At 58.7% G+C, this 15,909-nt stretch carries 15 protein-coding genes and 4 tRNA genes; 5 read left to right on the forward strand and 14 right to left on the reverse strand.

The features are described from left to right. Nucleotides 1-124: 124 nt before the first annotated feature. From lon to KVQ74_RS08075, 8 genes are all read right to left on the reverse strand, one after another. The gene (lon, locus tag KVQ74_RS08040; protein WP_217830554.1) at nucleotides 125-2,521 is read right to left on the reverse strand and encodes an endopeptidase La; all 2,397 of its coding nucleotides are present in this window, start codon (nucleotides 2,519-2,521) and stop codon (nucleotides 125-127) included. A 250-nt stretch (nucleotides 2,522-2,771) separates the two neighbouring features. After that, nucleotides 2,772-4,055, reverse strand: a complete 1,284-nt coding sequence (gene clpX, locus KVQ74_RS08045) for an ATP-dependent Clp protease ATP-binding subunit ClpX (RefSeq protein WP_217830555.1) — start codon at nucleotides 4,053-4,055, stop codon at nucleotides 2,772-2,774. A 111-nt stretch (nucleotides 4,056-4,166) separates the two neighbouring features. After that, nucleotides 4,167-4,802: an ATP-dependent Clp endopeptidase proteolytic subunit ClpP gene (gene clpP, locus KVQ74_RS08050; protein ID WP_217830556.1), complete on the reverse strand. Its 636-nt coding sequence runs from the start codon at nucleotides 4,800-4,802 to the stop codon at nucleotides 4,167-4,169. Nucleotides 4,803-4,894: 92 nt separating this feature from the next. Continuing rightward, nucleotides 4,895-6,205, reverse strand: a complete 1,311-nt coding sequence (gene tig / locus KVQ74_RS08055) for a trigger factor (RefSeq protein ID WP_217830557.1) — start codon at nucleotides 6,203-6,205, stop codon at nucleotides 4,895-4,897. A 400-nt stretch (nucleotides 6,206-6,605) separates the two neighbouring features. After that, nucleotides 6,606-6,681, reverse strand: a tRNA-His gene (locus KVQ74_RS08060). A 76-nt stretch (nucleotides 6,682-6,757) separates the two neighbouring features. Next, nucleotides 6,758-6,842: transfer RNA gene (locus tag KVQ74_RS08065), tRNA-Leu, on the reverse strand. A gap of 57 nt (nucleotides 6,843-6,899) precedes the next feature. Next, nucleotides 6,900-6,975, reverse strand: a tRNA-His gene (locus KVQ74_RS08070). A 33-nt stretch (nucleotides 6,976-7,008) separates the two neighbouring features. After that, nucleotides 7,009-7,085: transfer RNA gene (locus KVQ74_RS08075), tRNA-Arg, on the reverse strand. A gap of 275 nt (nucleotides 7,086-7,360) precedes the next feature. Between KVQ74_RS08075 and folD the strand changes: the two genes are divergently transcribed. Next, complete coding sequence (gene folD / locus KVQ74_RS08080) at nucleotides 7,361-8,215, forward strand: bifunctional methylenetetrahydrofolate dehydrogenase/methenyltetrahydrofolate cyclohydrolase FolD (RefSeq protein WP_217830558.1); 855 nt, start codon at nucleotides 7,361-7,363, stop codon at nucleotides 8,213-8,215. A 230-nt stretch (nucleotides 8,216-8,445) separates the two neighbouring features. Further along, nucleotides 8,446-9,384: a D-alanyl-D-alanine endopeptidase gene (gene pbpG, locus KVQ74_RS08085; RefSeq protein ID WP_217830559.1), complete on the forward strand. Its 939-nt coding sequence runs from the start codon at nucleotides 8,446-8,448 to the stop codon at nucleotides 9,382-9,384. A gap of 54 nt (nucleotides 9,385-9,438) precedes the next feature. Here pbpG and KVQ74_RS08090 read toward each other — a convergent pair whose 3' ends face one another. The 3 genes from KVQ74_RS08090 to KVQ74_RS08100 form a co-directional block, all read right to left on the reverse strand. Further along, nucleotides 9,439-9,645: a hypothetical protein gene (locus KVQ74_RS08090; protein ID WP_217830560.1), complete on the reverse strand. Its 207-nt coding sequence runs from the start codon at nucleotides 9,643-9,645 to the stop codon at nucleotides 9,439-9,441. Nucleotides 9,646-9,657: 12 nt separating this feature from the next. Next, nucleotides 9,658-9,864, reverse strand: a complete 207-nt coding sequence (locus KVQ74_RS08095) for a DUF6021 family protein (RefSeq protein WP_217830561.1) — start codon at nucleotides 9,862-9,864, stop codon at nucleotides 9,658-9,660. Nucleotides 9,865-9,958: 94 nt separating this feature from the next. Then, entirely contained in the window at nucleotides 9,959-10,630 is a 672-nt protein-coding gene (locus KVQ74_RS08100) for a peptidase C39 family protein (protein WP_217830562.1), read from the reverse strand. Nucleotides 10,631-10,878: 248 nt separating this feature from the next. Here KVQ74_RS08100 and KVQ74_RS08105 point away from each other — a divergent pair, with 248 nt between their 5' ends. Then, nucleotides 10,879-11,046 (forward strand): hypothetical protein, encoded by a 168-nt coding sequence (locus KVQ74_RS08105; RefSeq protein ID WP_217830563.1) that lies wholly within the window; start codon nucleotides 10,879-10,881, stop codon nucleotides 11,044-11,046. A gap of 74 nt (nucleotides 11,047-11,120) precedes the next feature. Here the strand turns inward: KVQ74_RS08105 and KVQ74_RS08110 are convergent, their stop codons facing one another. Further along, complete coding sequence (locus tag KVQ74_RS08110; RefSeq protein ID WP_217830564.1) at nucleotides 11,121-11,870, reverse strand: TerC family protein; 750 nt, start codon at nucleotides 11,868-11,870, stop codon at nucleotides 11,121-11,123. A 29-nt stretch (nucleotides 11,871-11,899) separates the two neighbouring features. Then, entirely contained in the window at nucleotides 11,900-12,139 is a 240-nt protein-coding gene (locus tag KVQ74_RS08115) for a hypothetical protein (protein WP_217830565.1), read from the reverse strand. Between the two features lie 135 nt (nucleotides 12,140-12,274). Here KVQ74_RS08115 and nhaR point away from each other — a divergent pair, with 135 nt between their 5' ends. Further along, nucleotides 12,275-13,174, forward strand: a complete 900-nt coding sequence (gene nhaR / locus KVQ74_RS08120) for a transcriptional activator NhaR (protein WP_217830566.1) — start codon at nucleotides 12,275-12,277, stop codon at nucleotides 13,172-13,174. Here nhaR and KVQ74_RS08125 read toward each other — a convergent pair. Continuing rightward, complete coding sequence (locus KVQ74_RS08125; RefSeq protein ID WP_217830567.1) at nucleotides 13,169-14,332, reverse strand: MFS transporter; 1,164 nt, start codon at nucleotides 14,330-14,332, stop codon at nucleotides 13,169-13,171. The genes nhaR and KVQ74_RS08125 overlap by 6 nt on opposite strands. Before the next feature lie 337 nt (nucleotides 14,333-14,669). On the opposite strand from KVQ74_RS08125, the gene sstT reads away from it, so the two are divergent. Then, the gene (gene sstT / locus KVQ74_RS08130; protein WP_217830568.1) at nucleotides 14,670-15,902 is read left to right on the forward strand and encodes a serine/threonine transporter SstT; all 1,233 of its coding nucleotides are present in this window, start codon (nucleotides 14,670-14,672) and stop codon (nucleotides 15,900-15,902) included. The last annotated feature ends 7 nt before the right edge of the window (nucleotides 15,903-15,909 follow it).

The raw sequence follows: 15,909 nt of genomic DNA on the forward strand, positions 1-15,909 counted from the left end.
AGTATGATTCTAAGTTTTTTGGTGAAAGCAAAAACGAGTGCTGAATGGCCTACAGACACTTAAGAGCCGCTTTATAACAAGGGCTCTAAAAAGCTGTCAAGGAAGCCCCCCAGGCAAATGCGTACTAATGCGTGCTAATTCTTTCCTTAGAGTCAGACTCACGTTTTTCGTCCTTGGCAACTATCTCCGGAGCCACATCCGGCAAGGGCTCCGGCGCGTATTGCAGCGCAATTTGCAGGACCTCGTCAATCCATTTAACCGGTTTGATCTGCAGATCCTGCTTGATATTGTCAGGAATCTCCTTCAGATCACGTACGTTCTCTTCCGGAATAATGACGATCTTGATTCCGCCACGATGCGCCGCGAGCAGTTTCTCTTTCAGACCGCCAATGGCCAGCACTTGGCCACGCAGGGTGATCTCGCCGGTCATGGCGACATCGGCGCGCACCGGAATGCCGGTCAATGCCGACACCAGAGCGGTACACATGCCGACACCAGCGCTCGGGCCATCCTTCGGAGTCGCCCCTTCCGGCATGTGAATGTGGGTGTCGCGCTTCTCGTGGAAGTCCGGCGGAATGCCCAGGCTCTTGGCACGGCTGCGCACCACGGTCTGGGCCGCAGTGATCGATTCGACCATTACATCACCCAGCGAACCGGTCTTGATCAACTGACCTTTACCCGGCACCACAGCGGCTTCGATGGTCAACAACTCGCCACCAACCTGCGTCCAGGCCAGGCCGGTCACCTGACCGATCTGATCCTGCTGCTCGGCCAGGCCGTAGCGGAACTTGCGCACACCGAGGAAGTGCTCAAGCAAATCGGCTGTCACTTTTACCGAGAAGCGTTTTTCCAGGGCGTGCTCTTTGACCGCCTTGCGGCAGACCTTGGCAATCTGCCGCTCGAGGCCACGCACACCGGCTTCACGGGTGTAGTAACGGATGATGTCGCGGATCGCTTCCTCGTCGAACTCCAGCTCGCCCTTCTTCAAGCCGTTGGCCTGAATCTGCTTTGGCGACAGGTACTTGACCGCGATATTGATCTTCTCGTCCTCGGTGTAACCCGGCAGGCGGATCACTTCCATCCGGTCGAGCAGCGCCGGCGGAATGTTCATCGAGTTCGAGGTGCACAGGAACATCACATCCGACAGGTCGTAATCGACTTCCAGATAGTGATCGTTGAAGTTGTGGTTCTGCTCCGGATCGAGCACTTCCAGCAACGCCGACGCCGGATCGCCACGCATGTCGCTGCCCATTTTGTCGATTTCATCGAGCAGGAACAGCGGGTTGCGAACCCCGACCTTTGTCATCTTTTGAATCAATCTTCCTGGCATCGAACCGATGTAGGTCCGACGGTGACCACGGATTTCCGCTTCGTCACGCACGCCGCCGAGGGCCATGCGCACGAATTTACGGTTGGTGGCGTGGGCAATCGACTCCGCCAGCGAGGTTTTACCCACGCCCGGAGGACCGACCAGGCACAACACCGGGCCACGGATTTTCTTCACGCGTTTTTGCACGGCGAGGTATTCGAGGATGCGTTCCTTGACCTCTTCGAGGCCGTAGTGATCGGCATCGAGAATGTCTTCGGCACGGGCCAGGTCCAGACGTACCTTGCTCTGGGCCTTCCACGGCACCTGCACCAGCCAGTCGATGTACGAGCGCACGACGGTGGCTTCGGCGGACATCGGCGACATCTGCTTGAGCTTGTTCAGCTCGGCGGTGGCCTTGGCGAGAGCGTCTTTCGGCAGACCGGCGGCGTCGATGCGCTTTTTCAGGTCTTCGATTTCGTTGTGACCTTCGTCACTGTCGCCGAGCTCTTTCTGAATGGCCTTCATCTGCTCGTTCAGGTAGTACTCGCGCTGACTGCGCTCCATCTGCTTTTTGACGCGGCCACGAATGCGCTTTTCAACCTGCAGAAGGTCAATCTCGGCATCCAGCAGCGCCAGGACGTGCTCGACACGGGCCGACAAATCGATGATTTCGAGGATTTCCTGCTTCTGCTCGATTTTCAGCGCCATGTGCGCGGCCATGGTGTCGACCAGACGACCCGGCTCATCGATGCTGTTGAGCGACGACAGGACTTCAGCCGGGACTTTCTTGCCCAACTGCACATATTGTTCGAACTGCGACAGCAGGCTGCGCACGAAGACTTCCGATTCGCGCTCGGCGGCATCGACTTCTTCGATCAACGACACTTCGGCGCGGCAATGGCCGTCGACTTCGCTGAAGCGCTCCACGGTGCCACGCTGCTCGCCCTCGACCAGAACCTTGACGGTGCCGTCAGGCAGTTTCAGCAATTGCAGGACCGTGGCGATAGTGCCTACGCGATAGAGAGCATCTTCACCGGGATCATCGTCAGCCGGGTTTCTCTGGGCCAGCAGCAGGATCTGCTTGTCACCCGTCATCGCGGCCTCGAGGGCTTCGATGGACTTCTCGCGCCCCACGAACAGCGGGATAACCATGTGCGGATAAACCACGACATCACGCAATGGCAGGAGAGGCAATTCGATGGTTGTCTTCATGATTTCGCCTCTACGGCGGCCATATGGCCGTAAACAGATGGAAGTGAGCTTGAAACCAAGATGGGGGCTGCTTTGGAAAAAAACAAGCGGATAAAAGAATCGTTTCGAAAACAGAGCGGGCATCGAAGCCCGCAGGGGTCCGGGCACATCTGTAACACCAGCTGAGCGGCCCTGCAGCCCTTACAGACGAGCCGCGCACAAAAAGCAAAGGGGCCAGAAGGCCCCTTGTTTATTCCGGCAGACCGGACGCTCAGGCGTCCGGAGCAGCCTTGGCAGTCGGCTCATTGTTTTCGTAGATAAACAATGGCTGGGACTTGCCTTCAATAACGCTTTCGTCGATCACGACTTTGCTCACATCGGATTGCGACGGGATTTCGTACATCGTGTCGAGCAGAACGCCTTCGAGAATCGAACGCAGGCCACGGGCACCGGTTTTACGCTCCAGGGCACGCTTGGCGACCGATTTCAGAGCGTCGGTCCGGAACTCCAGATCCACGCCTTCCATCTCGAACAGCTTGGCATACTGCTTGGTCAGGGCGTTTTTCGGCTCGGTGAGGATCTGCATCAACGCAGCCTCATCCAGCTCGTCCAGCGTCGCCAGGACCGGCAGACGACCCACGAATTCCGGGATCAGACCGAACTTGACCAGATCGTCAGGCTCGACTTCACGCAGGGATTCACCGACCTTCTTGCCCTCTTCCTTGCTGCGCACTTCCGCGTTGAAACCGATGCCACCCTTGGTGGAACGGTTCTGAATGACTTTCTCCAGGCCGGAGAAGGCGCCACCGCAGATGAACAGAATGTTACGGGTGTCGACCTGCAGGAACTCCTGCTGCGGGTGCTTGCGACCACCTTGCGGCGGAACGGAAGCGACCGTGCCTTCGATCAACTTCAGCAAGGCCTGTTGCACGCCCTCACCGGAAACGTCCCGGGTGATCGACGGGTTGTCGGACTTGCGGGAAATCTTGTCGATTTCATCGATGTAGACAATGCCCATCTGGGCCTTTTCCACATCGTAGTCGCACTTCTGCAGCAGCTTCTGAATGATGTTCTCGACGTCCTCACCCACGTAACCCGCCTCGGTGAGGGTGGTTGCGTCGGCAATGGTGAACGGAACGTTCAGCAACCGCGCCAGGGTTTCGGCAAGCAGGGTCTTACCCGAGCCTGTCGGGCCGATCAGCAGGATGTTGCTCTTGCCGAGTTCGACGTCGTCACTCTTCTTGTCACGCTGGTTCAGGCGCTTGTAGTGGTTGTACACCGCTACGGCCAGAACCTTTTTGGCACGTTCCTGACCAATGACGTACTGGTCAAGGATGCCGCTGATTTCTTTAGGCGAAGGCAATTTATGCGCGCTGCTTTCAGCCTGTGCTTCCTGCACCTCCTCGCGGATGATGTCATTGCACAGGTCGACGCACTCGTCGCAGATAAAGACCGAGGGGCCGGCAATCAATTTGCGCACTTCATGCTGGCTTTTGCCACAGAAGGAGCAATAGAGCAGCTTGCCGTTGTCCTCGCCGTTGCGGGTGTCAGTCATTCGTTCGATCCAAATCCGATAGGCTTGCAACACAAGATGAAGGCTATTGCGGGCTTTTTCAAGCCCGCAAGTGATCGGAGCAACCGACCACGCCTATTTGAGCGGCTTAATTCACGCAGGGCGCTGGGTGATCACTTCGTCGATCAAACCGTACTGCTTCGCCGCTTCTGCACTCATGAAGTTATCGCGATTGGTGTCGCGTTCGATTTCTTCCAGAGTACGACCGCTGTGCTTGGCCATCAGCGTGTTCAGGCGCTCGCGAATGAACAGAATTTCCTTGGCATGGATTTCGATATCCGAAGCCTGGCCCTGGAAACCGCCCAATGGCTGGTGAATCATCACGCGCGAGTTAGGCAGGCAGAAACGCTTGCCTTCGGCGCCGGCCGTCAGCAGGAATGCGCCCATGCTGCAAGCCTGACCGATGCAGGTGGTGGATACGTTTGGCTTGATGAACTGCATGGTGTCGTAGATCGACATGCCCGCCGTCACCGAACCGCCCGGGGAGTTGATATAAAGATGGATGTCCTTGTCCGGGTTTTCCGCTTCAAGGAACAGCAATTGCGCGCAAATCAGGTTGGCCATGTAGTCCTCTACCGGACCTACCAGAAAGATCACTCGCTCCTTGAGAAGACGCGAGTAGATGTCATAGGCGCGCTCGCCACGAGCAGACTGCTCGACAACCATCGGGACCAGACCGCCTGCGGCCTGGATATCAGAGTTCTGCTGAATATAGGAATTACGGAACATGCTCTGCAGTCACTCCCAAATAGTCATGTCTTGAATACGCATAAGCCAGCTCGAAGGCTGGCTTATGGTGTGTGCTTCTAACGCAGAAACAATCAGTCGGCTTTTGGAGCTTCTACCGGCTTGACCGCTTCTTCGTAAGAGACCGATTTGTCGGTCACGCTAGCTTTCTGCAGAACAGTATCCACAACTTGTTCTTCCAGCACAACCGAACGAACTTCGTTCAGTTGCTGGTCGTTCTTGTAGTACCAGGACACTACTTGCTCTGGCTCTTGGTAAGCCGAAGCCATTTCTTCAATCATTTCACGAACGCGGGCTTCGTCTGGCTTGAGGTCGAATTGCTTGACCACTTCAGCCACGATCAGACCCAGAACCACGCGACGCTTGGCTTGCTCTTCGAACAGCTCGGCCGGCAGTTGGTCAGGCTTGATGTTGCCGCCGAACTGCTGAACAGCCTGCACGCGCAGACGGTCAACTTCGTTGGAGATCAGCGCCTTCGGCACTTCAACCGGGTTGGTGGCCAGCAGACCGTCCATTACCTGGTTCTTGACCTTGGACTTGATCGCCTGGCGCAGCTCACGCTCCATGTTCTTGCGAACTTCGGTGCGGAAGCCGTCCAGACCCTTTTCCTTGATACCGAACTGAGCGAAGAACTCTTCGTTCAGCTCAGGCAGCGTTGGCGCGGAAACGGTGTTGACGGTTACGGTGAACTCGGCGGTTTTGCCAGCCAGGTCCAGGTTCTGATAGTCCTCTGGGAAGGTCAGGTTCAGAACGCGCTCTTCACCAGCCTTGGCGCCCACCAGACCTTCTTCGAAGCCAGGGATCATACGGCCGGAACCCAGCACCAGCTGAGTGCCTTTGGCGGAGCCGCCAGCGAATGCTTCGCCGTCAACCTTGCCCACGAAATCGATGTTCAGCTGATCGTCGTTCTGGGCAGCGCGGTCGGCCGCTTCGAAACGGGTGTTCTGCTTGCGCAGCACGTCCAGCATCTTGTCCAGATCGGCGTCAGCCACGTCAGCGCTCAGGCGCTCAACGTTGATGCCTTCGAAACCGGCAACGGTGAACTCAGGGAACACTTCGAATACGGCAACGTATTCCAGGTCCTTGCCGGCTTCCAGCGACTTTGGCTCGATCGAAGGCGAACCGGCCGGGTTCAGCTTCTGCTCAACCACAGCTTCGTAGAAGGAGGACTGGATCACGTCACCCACAGCTTCCTGACGAGCATCAGCACCGAAACGGCGCTTGATTTCGCTCATTGGCACTTTGCCTGGACGGAAGCCAGCAATCTTGGCCTTTTGTGCAGTCTGCTGCAGACGCTTGTTGACCTGGCTCTCGATGCGCTCAGCCGGCACGGTGACGCTCATGCGGCGCTCAAGAGCAGTAGTATTTTCAACAGAAACTTGCATGGATATTCCTCGTTGCACAGACGTTAGCCGGCCGTTTCCGACCCCAGAATCAAGGGCATGCATTCTAGTGGGTCAAACTCAAGAAGTCACCCTACTGAAATCAGGTGGAAACGCAGCAGGCAATTTGAAGGCGAGGACAAACGGTTGTGCCCCGCCCTGTTCGCAAAAACAGCCAATCAAGCCAGGGCTCTGCAGCAACCCTTCTATATATAGAAGCGGTTGTCGATCATCTCCCTGACAGCCAATCCCAAAGCAGGAGTGGCGGACAGCGCAGCATCATCGAGAAACATAAATACGACGAAACGCCCTGCCCCTGCGGCCCGAAACCGGCAGCCGCCGAAACCCGAACCCGTGAAACAAAAAAGGCGCCAGACTGTTAAATCTGGCGCCTTTCGAAATATGGGGTGGACGATGGGGATCGAACCCACGACAACGGGAGTCACAATCCCGTGCTCTACCAACTGAGCTACGCCCACCATATTGCGTGACAAAGAAGCCAAACAACTTCTTTGCTGAACCCCATCTAGCCAAAGGCGTGAATGAAGCTTTGATTGGTGCGGATGAAGAGACTCGAACTCTTACGCCTCGCGGCGCTGGAACCTAAATCCAGTGTGTCTACCAATTCCACCACATCCGCAGATGAAGCCTTTAAAGCAAAGGCGCCAGACCGTTAAATCTGGCGCCTTTCGAAATATGGGGTGGACGATGGGGATCGAACCCACGACAACGGGAGTCACAATCCCGTGCTCTACCAACTGAGCTACGCCCACCATATCGCGTTACTTGTGCCAAAGCTGCCAGAATGGCGCACCCGGCAGGACTCGAACCTGCGACCATCCGCTTAGAAGGCGGATGCTCTATCCAGCTGAGCTACGGGCGCCTTGTTAATCTGTACCCTTGAAGGACTACAAACTAAGTGCTTTCCAGTTTCGCAGAACCTTGATTCCGCTCGACTTTCTTAACCAGTGCTAGGCTGTGCCCGACAAGTGCGACGAATAGTATAGAGCCACCTGGAGACCGTCAAATCCTTTTTAAAAAAAATTCATTTAATTAAAGGAGTTAGGGGAATTTGCAGACCAAGCGCCTTTGCCCTCACCGCCTGACATGCGAGAATGCGTTCTCTTTTTTTCCCCTCTCGATGGTTAATCACGCGCAATGACTGCACAACTAATCGACGGCAAATCGATCGCCGCCAGCCTGCGCCAGCAGATCGCCCAACGAGTTGCCGAGCGTCGCCAGCAAGGCCTGCGCACTCCCGGCCTCGCGGTGATCCTGGTCGGCAGCGATCCTGCCTCTCAGGTTTATGTCTCGCACAAGCGTAAAGACTGTGAAGAGGTCGGCTTCCTCTCTCAAGCCTACGACCTGCCCTCCGACACCACCCAGCAGGCGCTGACCGATCTGATCGATCGCCTGAACGATGACCCGGCAATCGACGGCGTCCTGCTTCAGTTGCCTCTGCCGGAACACCTGGACGCCTCCAAACTGCTGGAGCGCATTCGTCCGGACAAGGACGTTGACGGTTTCCACCCTTATAACGTCGGTCGCCTGGCCCAGCGCATTCCGCTGCTGCGTCCATGCACTCCGAAAGGCATCATGACCCTGCTGGAAAGCACCGGTGCGGACCTGTACGGGATGGACGCGGTGGTGGTCGGCGCTTCCAACATCGTCGGTCGCCCGATGGCGATGGAGCTGTTGCTGGCCGGCTGCACCGTGACCGTCACCCACCGTTTCACCAAGGATCTGGCTGGCCATGTCGGCCGTGCCGATCTGGTGGTGGTCGCTGCCGGCAAGCCGGGCCTGGTCAAGGGTGAGTGGATCAAGGAAGGCGCGATCGTGATCGACGTCGGCATCAACCGTCAGGACGACGGCAAACTGGTCGGTGACGTGGTGTACGAAACCGCCCTGCCACGCGCTGGCTGGATCACCCCGGTGCCGGGCGGCGTTGGCCCGATGACCCGCGCCTGCCTGCTCGAAAACACGCTGTACGCAGCGGAAACCCTGCACAGCTGAGTCGTGTTTTCAGCCCTGTGAGAACCCCGCCCCGTGCGGGGTTTTTCATGCCCTCGAAAAAACCTTTACCGTTCGCCGGAAACCCCTATTTTTACAGGGCTTTTCACGACTTTTTCATGCCTCGCAAACAACCATCGACAGTTCTTCATCCATACTCCTAGAATGCGTCGTTTTTACGACACAGCCCGTTACAAATAACGACATATCCAACCTTTTATGAGTTCGCCCGCGTGAATATTCGTCTCTCGATCCTGAGCCTGGTTTTTGCATTTACAGGCACACTCCTCACGCCAACGGTCAACGCCGCCGAAACCACCGCCGCCCCGCGAGATGCTTCGCAACTGAAGATCGCTTCGGGCAGCGCTCTGCTGATGGATCTGCAGACCAACAAAGTCATCTATTCGAGCAACCCGGATGTGATCGTGCCGATTGCCTCCGTGAGCAAGTTGATGACCGGCCTGGTCGTGGTCGAAGCCCGCCAGAACATGGACGAATGGATCAACGTCGATATCAGCAACACCCCGGAAATGAAAGGCGTGTTCTCCCGGGTCAAACTGAAAAGTGAACTGCCGCGTCGAGAGATGCTGCTGATCGCCCTGATGTCCTCGGAAAACCGCGCTGCCGCCAGCCTCGCTCATCACTATCCGGGCGGTTACGCCGCGTTTATCGCCGCAATGAACGCCAAGGCCAAGGCGCTGGGCATGACCAGCACGCACTTCGTGGAACCGACCGGCCTGTCGGAGCGCAACGTCTCCACCGCCCGCGACCTGAGCAAGCTGCTGATGGCGGCGCAGAAACACCCGATCCTCAGCGAGCTGACCACCACCAAGGAAAAGACCGTTTCGTTCCGCAAACCCAACTACACCCTGGGTTTCCGCAACACCGATCACCTGGTCAACAAAGCCGACTGGGACATCAAGATCACCAAAACCGGTTTCACCAACCCGGCCGGTCATTGCCTGGTACTGGTAACCAGAATGGGTAACCGCCCGGTGGCGCTGGTGATTCTTGATGCGTTCGGCAAGTACACCCATTTTGCCGATGCGAGCCGCATTCGCAGCTGGGTCGAAACCGGCCGCAGCACCAACGTGCCGGCCGTGGCTCAGCAATACAAGGCCGAGAAAAACCTCAAGGGCCGCCAGAGCGGCGTGGTCGAAGCCTCCAAGTAACGCGTGCCCCAAGCAAAAGCCCCGAACATTCGGGGCTTTTTTTCGTCTGCCGGTTCAGTCGTTGGGCAGCGGCATTTCGTCATCGTCGGGAATGCCGTCTCCGGCACCGGGGTCACGCGAGCGCTCCGGCGTCACCACTGCCGGGCGCGCCAGCGGATCGCGCAGCGGACTGTCCGGATCCAGCACCGGATCTACCTCAGGCTCCGGCGTGGTTGGCACACTGTCAGGTTTGTGGTCGTCAAAACTCGAATCGGTACTCATGTGCACCTCACATCAAGGCTTGAGATTGCCCAGCGGGTCGTAGGGTTTGGCCGGGCGTTTACGGTCATCGTCCGGCTGGATGTCTTGCGGGGCCTTGGCCGGGCCGGTCGGGTCGACTTGCGGATCGTCCAAATCCGGAGAGTCCGGATCGAACCCAAGGTCATCGCCGCTCGAATGCTCGGACGAATGCGGACCGCTGGGAGAAGGTGGGATTGCCATGTTCGCCTCCTGGGACATGGCCCGGAAATACCGGGCACTTCCCTTTCAGAGACTCGCCATCCACCGAGGTGCCCGGCAGATGACGAACGGAGCGTCAGTGCGCGGCCAAGGCTTTCCTCGCCTGCGCAGCTTCCCGCTCCTGCCCGGTCTGCGCCAGCTCATCGGCGGCCTTGAGCCAGCGCTGCTGATCGACGGCTGCCGGAATCTGTGAAGGCTTCTGGATCAAAACCGCCCAACCGCCCGACTTCTCGAAAGCCGACTCAAAAGCACTGAAGCTCATCAATTCGCGACGATTCATCCCGGCCCGCAGCAAGACCTTCTGCTTCTGCCGGTCGTAGCCGGAGAGTATCGCGTAACGGGGTTCGGCCCAGAATGCCGAACCTTCGCTGAAACGCACCATCACCGGATAACCGGCGGCAACCTGAGTCAGCAACGCCGGCAGCCGGTTGTCCAGCGGATAGACCACCATGCCGTATTCACGGGCGAGGTTCTGCATATTCTGTTGCAGCTTGTCCTCGGCACCTGGCAGATGCAGCGGCTTTTCCAGCAATCCCGGGGTAATCACGATGCCCTGCTGCGACAGCAGGCTCGCCAGTACTTGCGGCCCGCTCTGATGCGCCTCGCCCCGGTAGAAGGTGCCGCTGAGCTCGACCCGCTCCGGCAGACGCTTGACCTCCGGCGCCACGCTGCCCGCACACCCCGCCAGACTTGCGACGCAACCCGCCACCAGCAACGCCGCGCGAATCCGAGAAAATAGCTGCTCCATCTTCACTCTCTTGATCAGTTGCCGGTCATCGTGCTCCGGCTTGGCCGACGATCATAGGACGGCGCACGCCTGCGGTATAGCTTTAAACCGCAGACTCATCGACTGCATAGAGCGAACTGATTGGTCACCACCGACCTTTGGTCAATAGCCTGAAACACCTCATTGACTAGACTGTCAGTGAAACAGAGCGATTTGCGAAAAGTGTGCGCCCGAGCCAGTCCAGAGCTGCCGGGCAAAAGGAGGCACCGATGAGCCTGACCATGACCATCGTAATGTTGATTGCCGGCTGGCTGGCCGTGGCGGCCGCCATGTTGTGGGGCGTTTTGCGCATTTCCCGGCGCCACCATCACCCTGTACCACCCGCCAGAACGGAAAAACGCGAGAAGCATCCAGCGCGCCCAGCGACTGCGCACTGATTTCCTCAAACAAAAATTCCTCAAACAAAAAAAGGCCGCCTCTTCAGGCGGCCTTTTTATTGGTGGGTCAGCGATCAAGCCTGCGCTGCCAGCTTCTTCTGCCTGGCGCGGCGCGACATCATGTTCAGCACCTCGATCGCAGCCGAGAAGGCCATGGCGGCATACACATAACCTTTCGGTACATGGGCGCCGAAGCCTTCGGCGATCAGCGTCATGCCGATCATGATCAGGAAGCCCAGGGCGAGCATCACCACCGTCGGGTTATCGTTGATGAATTTGGCCAGCGGATCAGCCGCCAGCAACATCACCAACACCGAAACCACTACCGCAATAATCATGATCGGCAAGTGTTCGGTCATGCCGACCGCCGTGATGATGCTGTCGATCGAGAACACCATGTCGAGCATCAGGATCTGGCCGATTGCGGCGGCGAAGCCCAGGGTCACCTGCGAGGTCACGGTCTTCGGATCATCCGGTGCCGGGTCCATGCTGTGATGGATCTCGGTCGTGGCTTTCCAGACCAGGAACAGGCCACCGGCGATCAGGATCATGTCCTTCCAGGAGAACGCCTGGCCGAGGATCTCGATGACCGGCGCGGTCAGCTGCACAATGAACGCGATGGTGCTCAACAGACCCAGACGCAGGATCAGCGCCATGCCGATACCAATGCGGCGAGCCTTTTGCCGGTGCTGCTCGGGCAACTTGTTGGTCAGGATCGAGATAAAGATCAGGTTATCGATGCCGAGCACGATTTCCATCACCACCAGTGTGGCCAAAGCAACCCAGGCGGTAGGGCTGGCGGCGAGTTCTAACAGATATTCCATGGGTCAGTCCTGACTCTGTGTAAGACGTTTTAGATTTCCTGGGAGGACGATTCGGTTTTTTCGTCGTCTTCTTTCGGTTCTTTCTGGCTGATCAGATTGCCGGTGGCATCACTCAGTGCCTGTTCGGCAGCTTTGTGGGTGTCATCGATTGCCTGTTTGGCCGCCTCGGCCGCCTGCCCCATCAATTGCTGGGCGCTTTTTTCAGCCTGGTCACAACCGGCCAGAACCAGTAAAGACGCAAACAGCAATGCTGTGGTTTTGAGTTTCATGATGTTTCCTTCGATTGCTCAGACCGGGCCACGCAGGCCGCTTGTCGATGGCTGGGCATTCTAGAGAGGCGAACACTTCAGGAAAATTCGTATTTTTAGCGTCTATACTTCGGTTTTCACGAACTGAAGACCGCCATGCTCAATTACCGCCAACTGCACTACTTCTGGGTCGTCGCCAAGACCGGCAGCATCGTGCGCGCCTGTGAGCAACTGAACCTGACTCCGCAAACCATCAGCGGGCAGATTTCCCTGCTGGAACAGACTTATGGCATCGAGTTGTTTCAACGCGTCGGCCGGCAACTCGAACTCACCGAAGCCGGACGCCAGGCCCTGCCCTACGCCGAGCAGATGTTCCAGATCGGCGGCGAGCTGGAACTGATGCTCCGCGCCCAGCCCAACGAACAGCAGATCCTCTTTCGCGTCGGCGTGGCCGATGTGGTGCCCAAATCCATCGTCTATCGCCTGATCGCGCCGACCATGGAGCTGAACGAACCCCTGCGCATCACCTGTCGCGAGGACAAGCTCGAACGGTTATTGGCGGACCTGGCGATCCAGCGCCTGGACCTTGTGATCTCCGACAGCCCGATGCCTTCGCACCTGGACATCAAGGGCTACAGCCAGAGGCTCGGGGAGTGCGGCATCAGTTTCTTCGCCACCGCAGAACTGGCCGCGCAGTACGGGCAAGATTTCCCCCGCAGCCTGAACGGCGCGCCGCTGTTGATTCCCGGCGCGGAAACCGTGGTGCGCAGCCGTTTGCAGCGCTGGTTCGCCGAGCAGCAGATCCAGCCCAGAATCGTCGGGGAGTTCGATGACAGCGCCTTGATGCAGGCATTCGGCCAATCCGGCAGCGGGATATTCATTGGCCCGAGCGTGATCGCCGAAGAAGTGAAGCGCCAGTACAGCGTCGAGCTGATCGGCCAGACCGACGCGGTGAGCGAGTCGTTCTATGCGATTTCGGTGGAGCGCAAGGTCAAGCACCCCGGCATCGTTGCGATTACCGAAGGTGCCCGACGCGAGCTGTTTACCGCGTTATGACGCCTCGGCGCAGTGGGCCGGCGGATTGAACGCCATCAAAACCATGGCGAGGAAGATCGACAGCAGAATGAAGCCGGCAGCGGCAAAACCGAGGAAGCCCAGGCCGGCGCTGTCGATCACCCGACCGCCAATCATCGCGCCCAGACCGATCCCCAGGTTCGCCCCGGCGATGTTCAGTGAGGCGGCAAAGGCCGGCGCTTGCGGCGCAGCCTTCATCAGTCGCACGTGACTGACCAGGAACAACGCTGCCTGGGTCACGCCCCAGATGCCCATCGCTGCCGCCAGCCCCAGCGGCGAATGGATGTTCGGCACCAGAGCCACCATGCCGGCGATCATGAACGCGCAGAACATCATCGACGCCACCAGCGGATGGCGATCCACCGCGCGCCCGCCCAGCGAGTTGCCGATCAGCCCGACCGCACCGAAGCCCATCAGGCACCAGCCGACCACCGTGCCGTTGAACCCGGCCAGGCGCTCGAGAATGTCCGCCAGATAGGTGTAAGCGGTGAACATGCCGCTGAACACCAGAATCGACAGCAGCACATGGCCGATCATCAACGGGCTGCGCAGGATCTTGAACTGCGAGCGGAAGCTGACCTGATGCTGGTGCAGGCTGGTTTTCGGCAGATAGACGAACAGCAGCAGGGCTTTGGCGAACGCGATTACCGCAAGAATCGCGAACGCACTGCGCCAGCCGAACGCATCGGAAATCAGCGTGCCGACCGGAATGCCGAACACGGTGGCGCAGACGATGCCGAAGCCGATCTTGGCGATGGCGCGGCCGGCGTAGTCCGGGCCGACGATGTCCACCGCCGTTTCGCTGGCCAGTGCCCAGAACACCGGCAAACCCAACGCCGGGATCAGTCGGGCAAACGCCATGACCCAGATGTTCGGCGCCAATGCCGCCACGGTATTCGCCAGACCGAACATGATCAGGATCGTGATGAACAGCCTGCGCCGTTCGAAGCGGGCAAAATACGCAGTCAGGAACGGGCCGAACATCGCCACGGTGAACGCGAACAATGTCACCAGCAAACCGGCCTGGGGAATGGTGACTTCCAGGTCGCGGGCGATCGCCGGCAGCAGGCCGACGATGATGAATTCCGTGGTCAGCACCGTGAATCCGGCGGCGGACAGCAGAAGGATGGGCAACAGCATGGGAAACTCCAGCAAAACGACGACACCAGCGATGACCCGGAGGCCCGCTGGCAGAACTTGAAAATAAGGATGCGCGATCTTAACAGAGAGTTCCCGGACTGACTTGCACAAACCTGTCTATCTTGCCCGACGCTCGGGCGGCAGATCGTCACACGTCTGAAGGATAAAGCCTGCGCTGTGATAAAGTCCGCGCCCTGCAAAACGTACACCCTGTTCAACGCGCTGTTTCATGGCGTTGATTGCGCGTCAGCCCCTTCGGTTCGTACCTGTGGCCTGCCCCCGATTTACCACCGGTTTCACGTAACCTTGCACCCTATAAAAAGTCAGAGATGCCGTTATGACCGCTTCATCCCCTTCTCTATTGCACCGCCTGAAAAACCTCAGCCTGGTCACGCAGATCCTGATCGGCCTGATTGCCGGTATCGCCCTGGCGCTGTTCGCCCCGGACGCGGCGAAAGGCACTGCGTTTATCGGCAAGGTATTCGTCTCGGCCCTGAAAGCCGTGGCACCGATCCTGGTGTTCGTACTGGTGATGGCCTCGATTGCCAACCACAAGCACGGCCAGGAAACCCATATCCGGCCGATCCTGTTCCTGTATTTGCTGGGCACCTTCGGTGCGGCGGTCGTGGCCGTCGTTGCCAGCACGATGTTCCCGTCGAGCCTGGTACTGTCCACCGACAACGTCGCGGTGACGGCACCGGGCGGCATCGGCGAAGTCCTGCAAAGCCTGTTGCTGAGCGTGGTCGACAACCCGGTGAGCGCCCTGATGAACGCCAACTTCATCGGCATTCTGGCCTGGGCGATCGGCATGGGCGTCGCGATTCGCCATGCCGGCGACACCACCCGCGAAGTCGTCAGCGACCTGTCCAACGGCGTGACGCTGATCGTGCGCGTCGTGATCCGCTTTGCGCCGCTGGGGATTTTCGGCCTGGTGGCTTCGACCCTCGCCACCTCCGGTTTCGGCGCACTGGTCGGCTACGCACACCTGCTGGCGGTGCTGCTCGGCTGCATGTTGTTCGTGGCGCTGGTGATGAACCCGCTGATCGTGTTCTGGAAACTGCGCCGCAACCCATACCCGCTGACGCTCAAATGCCTGCGCGAAAGCGGCATCACCGCGTTTTTCACCCGCAGTTCGGCGGCGAACATTCCGGTCAACCTGGAACTGAGCAAGCGTCTGGGCCTGCATGAAGACACGTATTCGGTATCGATCCCGCTCGGTGCCACCATCAACATGGCCGGCGCCTCGATCACCATCACCGTGCTGACCCTGGCGGCGGTGCACACCCTGGGCATTGCCGTGGACATTCCGACCGCCATCCTGCTCAGCGTGGTCGCGGCAATCTGCGCCTGCGGTGCGTCGGGAGTGGCGGGTGGTTCGCTGTTGCTGATTCCGCTGGCGTGCAGCCTGTTTGGCATTCCGAGCGAGATCGCCATGCAGGTGGTCGCGGTGGGCTTCATCATCGGGGTGTTGCAGGATTCGGCCGAGACGGCGTTGAACTCGTCGACTGACGTCCTGTTTACCGCCGCGGCCTGCCTGGGCGAAGAACAGAAAGCCCAGCGTCCGGCGTAAATACCGC

Source organism: Pseudomonas botevensis (assembly GCF_019145475.1).
Taxonomy (GTDB): Bacteria; Pseudomonadota; Gammaproteobacteria; order Pseudomonadales; family Pseudomonadaceae; genus Aquipseudomonas; species Aquipseudomonas botevensis.

Excerpts from the sequence above, each read along its gene's own strand:
- lon (WP_217830554.1), bottom strand. The coding sequence starts at position 2,521 with ATGAAGACAACCATCGAATTGCCTCTCCTGCCATTGCGTGATGTCGTG.
- clpX (WP_217830555.1), bottom strand. The coding sequence starts at position 4,055 with ATGACTGACACCCGCAACGGCGAGGACAACGGCAAGCTGCTCTATTGC.
- clpP (WP_217830556.1), bottom strand. The coding sequence starts at position 4,802 with ATGTTCCGTAATTCCTATATTCAGCAGAACTCTGATATCCAGGCCGCA.
- tig (WP_217830557.1), bottom strand. The coding sequence starts at position 6,205 with ATGCAAGTTTCTGTTGAAAATACTACTGCTCTTGAGCGCCGCATGAGC.
- folD (WP_217830558.1), top strand. The coding sequence starts at position 7,361 with ATGACTGCACAACTAATCGACGGCAAATCGATCGCCGCCAGCCTGCGC.
- KVQ74_RS08090 (WP_217830560.1), bottom strand. The coding sequence starts at position 9,645 with ATGAGTACCGATTCGAGTTTTGACGACCACAAACCTGACAGTGTGCCA.
- KVQ74_RS08095 (WP_217830561.1), bottom strand. The coding sequence starts at position 9,864 with ATGGCAATCCCACCTTCTCCCAGCGGTCCGCATTCGTCCGAGCATTCG.
- KVQ74_RS08100 (WP_217830562.1), bottom strand. The coding sequence starts at position 10,630 with ATGGAGCAGCTATTTTCTCGGATTCGCGCGGCGTTGCTGGTGGCGGGT.
- KVQ74_RS08105 (WP_217830563.1), top strand. The coding sequence starts at position 10,879 with ATGAGCCTGACCATGACCATCGTAATGTTGATTGCCGGCTGGCTGGCC.
- KVQ74_RS08110 (WP_217830564.1), bottom strand. The coding sequence starts at position 11,870 with ATGGAATATCTGTTAGAACTCGCCGCCAGCCCTACCGCCTGGGTTGCT.
- KVQ74_RS08115 (WP_217830565.1), bottom strand. The coding sequence starts at position 12,139 with ATGAAACTCAAAACCACAGCATTGCTGTTTGCGTCTTTACTGGTTCTG.
- nhaR (WP_217830566.1), top strand. The coding sequence starts at position 12,275 with ATGCTCAATTACCGCCAACTGCACTACTTCTGGGTCGTCGCCAAGACC.
- KVQ74_RS08125 (WP_217830567.1), bottom strand. The coding sequence starts at position 14,332 with ATGCTGTTGCCCATCCTTCTGCTGTCCGCCGCCGGATTCACGGTGCTG.
- sstT (WP_217830568.1), top strand. The coding sequence starts at position 14,670 with ATGACCGCTTCATCCCCTTCTCTATTGCACCGCCTGAAAAACCTCAGC.